Source organism: Nocardia sp. NPDC050793 (assembly GCF_040654065.1).
Taxonomy (GTDB): domain Bacteria; phylum Actinomycetota; class Actinomycetes; order Mycobacteriales; family Mycobacteriaceae; genus Nocardia.
Genome location: NZ_JBFAHG010000005.1, coordinates 574,589 through 586,060 on the forward strand (window position 1 = coordinate 574,589; position 11,472 = coordinate 586,060).

Annotated in this window: 10 protein-coding genes and 1 tRNA gene; 2 read left to right on the forward strand and 9 right to left on the reverse strand. The window is 66.6% G+C overall.

What is annotated here, in order from left to right; translation table 11 throughout:
- Window positions 1–28: 28 nt before the first annotated feature.
- Together AB0H50_RS20870 and AB0H50_RS20875 are read right to left on the reverse strand one after the other, a co-directional pair.
- Window positions 29–1,006 carry a serine/threonine dehydratase gene (locus tag AB0H50_RS20870; RefSeq protein WP_357454927.1) on the reverse strand — a complete coding sequence of 326 codons (978 nt, stop codon included), beginning with the start codon at window positions 1,004–1,006 and terminating at the stop codon, window positions 29–31.
- A gap of 52 nt (window positions 1,007–1,058) precedes the next feature.
- Window positions 1,059–3,101, reverse strand: coding sequence for a cytochrome c oxidase assembly protein (locus tag AB0H50_RS20875; protein WP_357454930.1), 2,043 nt, complete (start codon window positions 3,099–3,101; stop codon window positions 1,059–1,061).
- A 108-nt stretch (window positions 3,102–3,209) separates the two neighbouring features.
- On the opposite strand from AB0H50_RS20875, the gene AB0H50_RS20880 reads away from it, so the two are divergent.
- Both AB0H50_RS20880 and AB0H50_RS20885 read left to right on the forward strand, forming a co-directional pair.
- Window positions 3,210–3,584, forward strand: coding sequence for a DUF4345 family protein (locus AB0H50_RS20880; protein ID WP_357454933.1), 375 nt, complete (start codon window positions 3,210–3,212; stop codon window positions 3,582–3,584).
- A gap of 101 nt (window positions 3,585–3,685) precedes the next feature.
- Window positions 3,686–3,762: transfer RNA gene (locus AB0H50_RS20885), tRNA-Arg, on the forward strand.
- Between the two features lie 122 nt (window positions 3,763–3,884).
- Here the strand turns inward: AB0H50_RS20885 and AB0H50_RS20890 are convergent.
- The 7 genes from AB0H50_RS20890 to AB0H50_RS20920 form a co-directional block, all read right to left on the reverse strand.
- A complete protein-coding gene (locus AB0H50_RS20890; protein ID WP_357454935.1) occupies window positions 3,885–4,781 on the reverse strand; it encodes a class I SAM-dependent methyltransferase in 897 nt (298 codons plus the stop codon).
- Window positions 4,782–4,870: 89 nt separating this feature from the next.
- Window positions 4,871–5,860: a methyltransferase gene (locus AB0H50_RS20895; RefSeq protein ID WP_357454938.1), complete on the reverse strand. Its 990-nt coding sequence runs from the start codon at window positions 5,858–5,860 to the stop codon at window positions 4,871–4,873.
- Window positions 5,861–6,029: 169 nt separating this feature from the next.
- A complete protein-coding gene (locus tag AB0H50_RS20900) occupies window positions 6,030–8,183 on the reverse strand; it encodes an MMPL family transporter (protein WP_357454941.1) in 2,154 nt (717 codons plus the stop codon).
- Between the two features lie 12 nt (window positions 8,184–8,195).
- Window positions 8,196–8,975 carry an ABC transporter permease gene (locus tag AB0H50_RS20905; protein ID WP_357454943.1) on the reverse strand — a complete coding sequence of 260 codons (780 nt, stop codon included), beginning with the start codon at window positions 8,973–8,975 and terminating at the stop codon, window positions 8,196–8,198.
- Window positions 8,972–9,931: an ATP-binding cassette domain-containing protein gene (locus AB0H50_RS20910; protein WP_357454946.1), complete on the reverse strand. Its 960-nt coding sequence runs from the start codon at window positions 9,929–9,931 to the stop codon at window positions 8,972–8,974. The genes AB0H50_RS20905 and AB0H50_RS20910 overlap by 4 nt, the downstream gene beginning before the upstream one ends.
- 23 nt (window positions 9,932–9,954) lie before the next feature.
- Window positions 9,955–10,827 (reverse strand): DUF4097 family beta strand repeat-containing protein, encoded by an 873-nt coding sequence (locus AB0H50_RS20915; protein WP_357454949.1) that lies wholly within the window; start codon window positions 10,825–10,827, stop codon window positions 9,955–9,957.
- 64 nt (window positions 10,828–10,891) lie between these two features.
- Complete coding sequence (locus AB0H50_RS20920) at window positions 10,892–11,413, reverse strand: toxin-antitoxin system HicB family antitoxin (RefSeq protein ID WP_357455365.1); 522 nt, start codon at window positions 11,411–11,413, stop codon at window positions 10,892–10,894.
- Window positions 11,414–11,472: the final 59 nt, after the last annotated feature.

Consider the following 11,472-nt stretch of genomic DNA (forward strand, 5'->3'; position numbering starts at 1 on the left):
GGCTTCGCGACACCGCGCGAAGGTCGGCTCAGAGGGCGGCGAGGTCGGTGTTTGCGCCGCAGAGCACGACGACCGGCCGTTCTCCCGGCACGGGCGTGTACGCGCCGCTCATGATCGCGGCCAGCGCGCTCGCGCCCGCCAGCTCGACGACGATCCGGAATTCACGCCACAGGTACTCGCGTGCCGCGGCGATCGCCTCCTCGGTGACCAGCAGCGAGGGCACGTCGTGGCGTCGCGCGATATCGAGGGCGATCTCGCCGACCCTGGTCGCGCCGAGCGCGTCGAGACCGATGCCAGGCCTGCCGACATCCACCGGCCGGTTGGCCAGCAGCGCGGCGTGCAGTGCAGGCATACCGATCGGTTCGACGCCGACCACCTGCTGGCGGCGCCCGATCGCCGCCGCGATTCCGCCGACCAGTCCGCCGCCGCCGACCGCGACCAGCACCGGCGGTTTGCCGCGCACCTGGTCCTCGAGTTCCAGACCGACGACTCCGGCGCCCGCGACCACCGCGGGCAGGTCGTAGGCGTGCAGCTGCAACGCACCGCGCTCGGCCGCCAGCTCGGTGGCGTAGCGGGCCGCCTCCGCGTATGTCGTTCCGTGCCAGAGCACCTCGGCGCCGTGCGACCACATCGCGGCCACTTTCGTGTGCGGCGCGGACTCGGGAACGACCACGGTGCACGCCTTGCCGAGCCAGGCTGCCGCCAGCGCGGCGGCGATCCCCGCGTTGCCCGCCGACGCGATGATCACCTGATCGGTCCGCGTCGTCGCGGAGAGCAGCGCGTTGAGACAGCCGCGCACCTTGAAAGTGCCGCCGTGCTGGAGGTATTCGAGTTTCAGCGTGACCGGGACCGGACCGTCGGGCCCGGCCACCGAGGTGTGGAAGACCGGCGTCTTCCTGATCCGTCCCGTCAACCGGCGCCGCGCCGCGCGGACATCGGAGCGATACACCTGCCTGCAGTGCTCGGCGACGGCCACGCCGCCCCCGTCGTTCTCGCTAGAACTCAAGACCGCACTCCGCGGTCGCACGGCCGGGGCAGACCCGGCGGCGCGGCCTCACTCACTTGCGCACCTCTCCGTCACGTTTCGCCAGTTCGGCGAACATGGCGTTGTGGGCGGCCAGATCCGCGTCGTGGTCGCGGTCGGCGGCGCGGTCGATGCGCTTGGCCATCCGTTCGTCGCTCCGCGACCACTGGATGAGCAGCGCCAGCATCACCACGACCAACGGCACTTCACCGCTCGCCCAGGCAAGGCTACCGCCGGTGCGCTGATCACCGAGCAGGTCGCTGTTCCAGCCAAGGTCGAGACTGCGGAAGAACCAGCCACCCATGACCGTCGTCATGCTCATCAGCGCGACGCCGAAGAACGCGTGGAAGGGCAGCGAGCCGAACACCATGCCCAGCTTGGTGAGCGGTTCCACCTGGCGCGGTTTGGGATCGATGCCGATCACCACCCAGTAGAACAGGTAGCCGCTGAGCAGGAAGTGGATGTTCATCAGCAGATGGACGGCGTGCGAATCGACGAAGGTGTCGTAGATGCCGCCCATGTACAGCGCGTAGAAGCCGGCGACGAAGATCACCGACGCGATGATCGGATGGGTCAGGAAGCGCGACACCGGATTGTGCACGGCGGCCAGAATCCATTCCCGTGGACCGGGCGCGCCGGTGCGTCCTGCGGGCGGCAGCGCGCGCAACGACAACGTCACCGCGCCGCCGAGCGCCAACAGAATCGGCGCGAGCATGGACAGCGCCATGTGCTGGCCCATGTGCACGCTGAACACCGCGGGCGAATACCGCCCGACTCCCGATGACGTCGCGAGCAGCAGCAACGCGCAGCCGGACAGCCATGCGACAGTCCTGCCGACCGGCCACGAATCACCGCGCGAGCGCAGTCGGCGCACGCCGAGCAGATACAGCACCGCGAGCACGATCGCCGCCGTGCCGAAGATCAGATCGAAGCGCCAGTCGAACAGCAGCCGCGCGACCGTCGGCGGGCCCGCGAGGTCGTAGCCGAGTTCCACCTCGGCGGGCGACGGCACCGTCTTGGGCGGTGGCGGCGGCGTGCGGCCGAGCCCAACCGCCAAACCCATGGTCGCCGCGAACACCAGCGCCTCGACCGCGCCGAAACGAATCAGCGCGGCGCGGTCGCTCGGGTCCGCCGCGAGCGCGGGCACGGCGGCGCGGCGCTGGAGCCAACCGACGACGCCGAGCACGAGCAACGCCGCCGCTTTCGCCAGCACCAAACGCCCGTAGGTGCTGGTGAACAGCTCGTCGAGGGGCACACGCACCCACGAGTTGATCACGCCGCTGACGCCGATCACCACGAACGCGAGCGTCGCGGTGAGCGAGAACCTGCGGACGGCGACGTCGGTGTGCGCGCCGCCGCGCAGCGCGTGCGCGAGCACGGCGAACAGACCGCCGACCCACACCGCCGCCGACACCAGGTGCAGGATCAGGCTGTTGGTCGCGACGTCGTGCGAGCCGCCGGAGGACGAATGCCCGGTCAGCGCGAGCGGCATCATGGTCATGATCGCGCCGCCCAACAGCAGCGGCGTCCAGCCCCAGCGCAGCGCGAGACGGCAGCCGATCGCCACGATCAGCGCGAAGATCACCGTGGTGCGCCACGCCCCGGCCAGCTCCACCTGCCCGATCGCCCGCCACAGCTGTTCCGGACGCCAGACGTCGGAGACGGGCTGGCCGGTGGTGTCCGACACCGTCAGCGGGACGAGCAGCGCGGCGCAGCAGGCCGAGAGCACCGCGAAATTCGAGGCTCGCCGCACCGCGCGATAGCCGCCGACGTCGAGCAGTCCGTCCGCCTGCGGCGGCACCAGGAAGGCGGCGAACAGCAGCGAGCCGACGGTCAGCGCCGCGGCGAGATCGGACAGCGCGCGGAGGGCGGGCAGCCCGTAGGTGGTCAGCGGCCCCGGATCCGGAATGCCGAGCAGGCTCAGCGCCTGCGCCGCGGACAGGCCGACCACCAGCGCCGCGACGACGGCGGCGACGGCCCCTGCGAACACGGTCACTACGGCGGAGCTGCCCGTGGCACCCGACCGCTGGACGTCCGGCTCAGCGGGTGCGAGGGGCGTGTCCTGCGGTGACGACATACGACTCAGCGTAGTTGTCTCCATCGGGCGCGAGCGGGCCGGGCTCGAGCGGAGTTCGGCGGGAATGCACCGGGCCCGTATAAGGTAGGCGCGAATCACGGAGGTGGGATGTCGGTCGTGCTGATTGCCGTGGTGGCGCTCTTCTTCGCCGCCATGGGCGTTTTGGGACTGCTTCGCCCTAGCAGGCTGGCCGACACGGTCGGACTGCTCGCCGATCGGGCCGACGCGCACGCCGAAGTCCGCGCGGTCTACGGCGGCTTCGGCATCGCCGTGGCGGTGGTCCTCGGATTGGCCGCCGCCGACGTCGGCGATCTCAGATTCGGGGTGTGCGTCGCGGTGGCCGCCGCGCTGGGCGGGATGGCGTTCGGCCGGATCTGGTCGTCGTTCACCGAGCGCGCGTCCGCCTTCTACCCGGTGTGGTTCTACTTCGTCGTCGAAGTGACCTTGGCCACCATGCTCACCCTTGCTGTCCTGTTCGACTAGGTGAACGGAATGTTGCTGACGCTAAGAAGCTAGTATTTGGACAGTCGGTATACTTTCCGCGCTGGACAGCACGGCCGATATCGGCCATGGTGGAAACCGCTGCCTCCGTAGCTCAGTTGGATAGAGCAAGGGCCTTCTAATCCCTAGGTCGCAGGTTCGATTCCTGCCGGGGGCGCCAATGGACTCGACCCGTTTCCGCAGGTCGAGCCGGTACCCATATAACTACCCCTTTGCGGAATCACCGAAACCCCAGGTCGCACATCGGCGGCTTGGGGTGCCGGGGTCGGCGGGCGAGAACCACTACGGCACCGGACGATGCGCGGTGACCAGGTTCATCAGCGAGGGCACGAATCCGCTGCCCGACGGTCCCGGCCAGCCGAGAGAGAACAGATAGTCGATCATCTCCGTGCGGTCCGCAGACCAGCCACGCCGATCGAACCACTGTGCGGCATCGCTGCGCGGCCCGTGATAGATGAGGCCCGAATACTCCGCCATCACGTGGCGGGCCGCATTCCGATCGGTCGCCGCCACGTGTCGAGACGGATCCATCGTCTCCATCTGTTCCAGCGCGACGGAACTTCCTGGCGCCGCCAGCCGGTCGATGGCGTCGAACAATCTGTTCTGTTCGTCGGGGGAAAGGTAGACGAGCAGCCCCTCGACGATCCAGGCCGAGGGGCGCGCCGAGTCGAAGCCCTCGGCGCACAGTGCACTCGCCCAGTCCTCGCGCAGGTCGACCGCGAGTTCGTGGCGCCGCGCGCGCGGCTGGATGCAGTGCTCGGCGAGCACCTCGGCCTTGAATTCCAGCACTTGCGGGCGGTCGAGTTCGTAGACAGCGGCGTCGTCCGGCCAGGGCAGCCGGTACGCCCGCGAATCCAGTCCGGCCGCGAGGATGACCACCTGCCGCACTCCGGCGTCGAGGGCTGCCTGCACGAAATCATCGAAATATCTCGTGCGACCGGCCTGGTAGTCCTGAAAAGATGTTCCGAAGTCGGCCGAGCTCAATACATTGCCGCATTCGTCAGCGGAATCGAACAGGGCTTCCCATTCGCCGCCCGCCGCGCGGCAGAACAATTCGGCGATTCGATCGATCGCCATCGGCTCGGGTCGCCGCGCCGCCAGGCCGCGTGCGGCCGCGACGAACAAGGCGGTAGTACCGACACCTGTCTTGATATCCCACGAGTCGTTCTCGGTACGCACATGCCGACCGTACGCGAATGCGGTGGGGCCGGGAAGCCGGTCGCCCGACCTCCCGGCCCCGTTGTGCCGATGTCAATTACCCGGCGGATCTACGCGCATTCCGCGACGACCAGGCTGCAAGGCCCATCCGTTACCCGCGTATCGGCATGCCGCAGACCCGCTTCGGCGAGCAGTCCGGCCACGTGGGATTCCTTTCGCTCCGTTCCCGGATACCTGGACAGCAGGATCACATCCAGCAGTTTCGCGTAGTGGGGCACGTTGAGCTGTTCGGGAATCACCGCATCGAAGATGAGCAACCTGCTGCGCTCTCCCATGGCCTTGCGCACGTTCGTAAGGATCGACACCACGTCCTTGTCGTTCCAGTCGTGCAACACCCTCGACAGAATATAGATGTCAGCTCCGGGCGGAATTTCCGCGAAGAAATCTCCGGGCATGAATTGCACCCGTTCGGCTACTCCCGAATCACGCAGGCGCTCCGAGGCCGCCGCGAGTACCGCGGGCTGATCGAAGATGGCCGCCTCGACCTCCGGGTAGCTCTTCAACAGCATTTCGACCAGATAGCCTGCTCCGCCGCCGACATCGATGACCGATCGAACGTCGGTGAAATCGTAAGAACGCAGCGCGGATTCATTCATCTGCCGCGCCATACCGCCCATTGCCCGGTTGAAGATCAGACCGAGTTCCGTGTGTTCGGCGATGTACGAGTACCAATCCGTCCCGTGCAGGTGCTCGAAGGCCGGACGGCCGCTCTTCATCGACGGCAGGAACTGCGAACCCGCGATCACCGTCGCCGGGTGTCCGTACATGATGGCCAGGTCACGCAGCGAGCCCTCGGCGCTCGTGCGCAAAGTGTCCGACATATCGTTGGCGCCGAACACATTCGGTTCGACTTCCGTGAAGACGCCGAGGCTGGCCAGCATGGACAGCGCCCGGTAGAGCGCCGACGAATCGGATCCGGTGGCCTCGGCGAGTTCGTCGACCGTCTTCGGAGAATCGGCGACGAGGTCGGCCAGCCCGAGCTCGGCCGCGACGGCGAGCATCGGTCCTATGACGACCCCGCCGTACAGGATCGTAGCCATTTTCAGATTGGCGGATTCTCGATCGACAGTTGCTGTTTCGGTATTCACCGGCGACATTTTGCCTCCATTCGAGCAGTTCTCGACAGCGCCGTACCGACCGTACGCGAGTGCGGAAAGGTCGGGAAGCCGGTCGCCCCGGCCTCCCGACCCCGCCTTATCTATATCGCGTCTATCGAACGCTCACGCGAACTTCCCTTCGAAATCGCACGGACCGCGTCGCGCGCAGGCCCGGCCACCAGGCCGCGTTTCCGACGAGAACGGTGAGCGAAGGAACCAGCAGCGGCGACATCACGAATGCCGACAGAATGACGCCGAGCGTCACCGCGAAGCCGAGCTGAGTCATATAGGCGACACCGGCGCCGAGTAGCGCCGCGAAAGTGCCGCCGAGAATCAAACCCGCCGCGGCAACCGACGGGCCACCGTGTGTCACCGCGCGTTCGGCGGCCTGCCGCGGATTTACGCCGCGTACGACCTCCTCACGCAACCTGGAAATGATCAGAATGTTGTAGTCGGTGCCGATCGCCACCACGAACAGATAGAGCGTGATCGGCAGTGTGAAGTTCACGCCCGCCTTTCCCTGTATCTCGGTGACCAGAAATACGGTTGCCCCCATGGTGGCGAGGAAGGTGAGACCGACCGCCACCGTGAGATACAGCGGCGCGATCACACCGCGCAGCAGAATCACCAGGATCAGCAGAATGAAAGCCAAGGTGATCGGAAATATGAGAAGGAGATCTCGGTCGTTGACCGCCCGGATATCGGCGTACAGGGCCGTCGGACCGCCGACCAATATCTCCGTTCCCGGTGCGGCGAGCGCATGCGCGCGATCCCGCAGCGGTTCGATCACGTCCAGCGCGCTCTCGGTGTACGGACTGTCCTTCAGCAGCAGAGCGATCTGTGCCGTCGTCCCGTCCGCACTCGGCTGTCCGGCCGCACCGGATGCCGACGGCATGATTCCGTCGATCCCCGGCACGGACTTCAGCTCATCGGCAATGCGCGCGACCTCGGCCGGTTCGATCGGAGCGCCGTTCGTCGAGTGCACGTAGACGAGCGTCGGGCTGATGGCGCCGGCCGGGAAACCGTCCTGCAAATCCTTGAACCCGTTCGCCGATTCGGTGTCGCCCGGCAGCTGGCTGAACTGATCGAAATCGAGCTTGTAGCCGAACATGCCGAGCGCGAGGACGACGAGCACGCCGCCCGCCGCCGTCGCGACCAGGGCCGGCCTGCGCCCGACCAGACCACCGATCCGCGCGAAGGCGGTGCGCGAAGGCTGCTTGCGCCAGGACTTCGACGGCCAGAACACTCTCGGGCCCATCAGGGCGACGATCGCCGGCACGAGGGTCAGCGACGCGAGAGCCATGATCGTCACGGCAACGGCCAGACCTGGGCCGAAACCGCGAAGCAAGCCGAACGAGGCCAGTAGCAGGGCCAAGAACGTCACCACGATCGCGGCCACCGCCGAGGTGACCACCTCCGCCACTCGCCGCAGCGCTTGTTCCAACGCCGCCCGCGGCGACATGCCGTCGCGAAGCAGTTCGCGATAGCGGAACAGGAGGAAGAGGATGTAGTCGGTGCCGATACCGAACAGCACGACGGTGAGCATGACCTGCAGCGACTGATCGACCCGCAGCCCCGAGGCCTGCGCGACCAGCGCGATGGCTCCGGGCGCCATCATCGTTACCAAGCCGACCGCGAGGATCGGCAGCAACGCGGCGAGCGGACTGCGGTAGATCAGCAGCAAGAGGACGATGACGAGCAACACCGTCGCGGCGCCGACGACCGCATACGCTCTCGCGTACGCCTCCTGGTTGTCGACCACAAGCGCCGGGTCGCCGGTGAGCTCCATCTTCAGGCCACTGTCCGCGAGGGTCGTCGTGCCGGTGTCCCGGATCGCCTCGACCGCGTCGAGAACTCCCTCGTCGGTCACTCGACCGCGGAACTGCACTCCCACCAATTGCACCTGCTGATTCGGTGACAGCTGCTGCGGGCCGGTGACCACCCCGGTGAGGTGGTCGATCGCCGCCGCGTTCAGGCGGTCGGCCAAGCCCTGCACCCGCTGCTGGTCCTCGGCCGTCAGCGGGGCTCTGTCCGCGCGCCGCACCACGATGGTGCCGGTGGCGTCGTCGGACCCCGTGAAGGTCTTCTTCGCCAGTTCCTGCGCCTGCACCGACTCGTATTCGTTGGGCAGAAAGTCGGTTTGCTCGTAATTGACGACGCTGGTGAGCGGCGGCGCGAACAGGATGATGGCAACCGCGGCGATCAGCCAGGCGCCGATGACCTTCCACGGATTGTGTACGACAAACCTGGCCAGTTTCTCGAACATGGGTTCTCCAACTCAGTCACGAGTCTTGCGCCGGAACGCCGTCACGGCCCACAGGTATCCGCCGACGCCGATGCCGAGGCACCAGGCCACCGCGGAGATGCCGTGGGTTCCGATCTGACTACCGGTGAGCAGCCCGCGCAGGGTCTCGGTGATGGGGGTGAAGGGTTGGTATTTCGCGAATTGACTGACGCCGGCTGGCATTGCGTCGGTCGGCACGAAGGCGCTGCTGATGAACGGCAGGAATTGGATGATCATCGGGGTGTTGCTCGCGGTTTCCGGATTGCCCGCCACCAGCCCGAGCGCGACCGCCACCCAGGTGAGCGCCACCGTGAGCAGCGCGAGTAACCCGAATGCCGCGGCCCATTCGACGGCGTCGGCCGAGGGACGGAAGCCGAGCAGCAACGTCACGCCGATGACTGCCAGCACGCTGAGCAGCGTCTGGATGACGGTGCCGGTGGCCTGTCCGACGAGCAGGGAAGGATGGAAGATATCCATGCTGCGGAATCTGTTGACGATTCCCTTGGTCATATCGACGCTGATGGCGACCGACGCGACCATGCCGCCGGACGCGACGGCCATCAGGAAGATGCCCGGGGCAAGGTAATCGATGTATTTCGCGTCGGGCCCGAGGCCTGCCGCGATCGATTTCCCGAATACGCCGTTGAACAGCAGCAGGATGAGAACCGGAACGATCAGAATGCTGAGAGTCATCGACGGGTAGCGCCGCGCGTGAACCAGGTTGCGGCGCACCATCGTGAACGAATCCCTGGTGGTGTAGGGGATGACGCTCATCGGGAGGGCTCCAATTCGTTGACTGCGGTGGTGGTCGTGTGACCGGTCAGAGCGAGGAAGACATCGTCGAGGTCGGGTTCGTGTACGGAAAGTCCCTCGACAGGGACTTGCGCCCGGTCGAGGCGGTCGAGCACCTCGCGCAGCGATCCGACTTGGCCGTCGCTCGGCACCCGCAGGGTGAGCCCGTCGCCGTTGCGGAACGCCTTGTCCAGTACCCGGGTGGCGGATTCGAGGGCGGCCGCTTCCGCGAAATCGAGGCGGATATAACCACCGGGCACCAGGCGTTTGAGGTGGGCGGGGCTGCCTTGCGCGACGATCTTGCCGTGATCGAGCAGCGCGATGTGATCGGCGAGTTCGTCGGCCTCGTCCAGGTACTGGGTGGTCAGGAAGACGGTGACGCCGTCCACGACCTGATCGCGGACGATGTTCCAGACGGCGTGGCGGCTGCGCGGATCCAACCCGGTGGTCGGCTCGTCCAGGAAGATGATGCGTGGCTGGCCCAGCAGCGTCATCGCCAGATCGAGCCGTCTGGTCATCCCGCCGGAGTAGGTCGACACGGGCTTGCCCGCCGCGTCGACCAGGTCGAACTTCTCCAGCAATTCGGCTGCGCGACGCCGGCTTTCGCGGCGATCGAGGTGGTACAGGTCGCCCATCATGAGCAGGTTCTCGGTGCCCGTCAGCAGTTCGTCCACCGCGGAGAACTGACCGGTGACGCCGATGGACGCGCGAACCATCGCGGGCTCGGTCGCCAAGTCGTGTCCGGCCACCACGATCTCGCCGCTGTCGGCGGCCGTCAGCGTGGACAGAATCTGCACGGTGGTGGTCTTGCCTGCGCCGTTCGGACCGAGCAGCGAGAAGACGGTGCCTTCCGGGATGATCAGGTCGATGCCGTCGAGAACCTTCTTGTCGCCATAGGATTTGCGCAGCCTGTCGACCCTGATCGCGATTTCGGTCATATCGACTCCTTCGGAGCTCTAGTTCACTGGGAACCCGCCGTCGCCGAACGACGGACGGTGATGTCGCCACGACCGCTTCGCGCCCGCAGCTCCGCGGTCTCGTCGGATGGCTCGGGATTTTCGACGTTGTCCAGCGCGTTGCGCACGCTGCCGAATTTCGTGCGCAGGTCCAGCAGCACCGCGGTGCCCTTGCGGACGCCCACCTCGAGATCGCCGAGGGCGCACGCCAATGCCACCGAGCCACGGGTTATCTCGCCGATGCGTACGTCTCCGTTGGCGGTCCTGACATCGACTCCCGACCCGGCCTTTCCGACGGTGATGCTTCCGTTGGCCGACTTGAGCCGGAGATCACCGGTGACCGAACCGATTACGGTGTCGCCGTTGGAGTGTTTGATCTCCGCGGGTCCGTCGACTTCCCGGAGCCGCACTTCGCCGGATCCCATGGTTATCTCGACCTTGCCGACGGCCCGCTCCACCGCGATCACCCCCATGGCATTGGTCAACTGCAATTCAGCGGAGTGGTCCAGCTCGATATCGCCAAGGGCGGTTTTGAATCGGCACTCGCCGAGGCGACCGACGGTGCGGAACGTGCCCATCGCCGTATCTCCCCGGACGTCCGATCCAGCGGGCAGCTCGATGACGACGTCGACCGAACCGTGGTTACCCGCGGGGCCGTACGGCTTCCAGCGGAACTGCTTCGGCGCCTTCACCCGCAACCGGCCGTTGGAATACTCGACACGGGTGAGCTCGGCCGCCTTCACATCGGATTCGTTCGCCTCGTTGCTCGGATGAACCTCGACAATGGTGTCCACTCGGTCGCCGGCGACGATTCGGGTGTCACCGACGGACAGCTCGATGGTGACCGAAATCGGTTCCGGTGTTTCGAATTTTGGCATGGCTCCGCCCTCCCTCGAATATGGCTCGACATCCCCTCGGCGAGAATGCGCAGTGCGATCGGCGCTAACGCGCCCATCCGGTGTGGCGGTCCCCCCGCGGGGATAATCGCCGAGTCACGTGAACGGCTCCGCCATTGGCCGATTCGAGCGCCGCAGCGACCGCTCGAACCAGCCAGGCATTGACCGAAAGGCCCTCCATGGCAGCCGCGTCCTCGGCACGAGCCTTCAGCTGATCGGGCAGCCGGAGGTTGATCCGCGCGGTGCCGCCACTGTCGTCGATGATCGGTACGGCAGGGGCGGGCAGGTTTTCGACGCCCGGCTCCATCTCGTACGACTGCTCCAACGGCGCGGGAGTCACGACGAACCGCGGGTCGACGCCGCTCAGCCGCAACTCGACCGACCCCGGCGCCATGCTGCGGGTGATCTCGTCGGCCGCATTGGACAGCACGTTCAACAGGGTCAGCCGCACCGCCGACTCGAGCGAGCCGAGCAGGCGCCCGGCTACGGCTTGTGCCTGGTCACCACCTGCCTCTACCGCAACCGTCAGCTCGTGACGGAGGCTTTCGATGTACGGCCTCAGATCCATGGCACTACTATGGCACCATTTTGGCTCAGCCACAACCACCATTGGCACATGTTGGCACC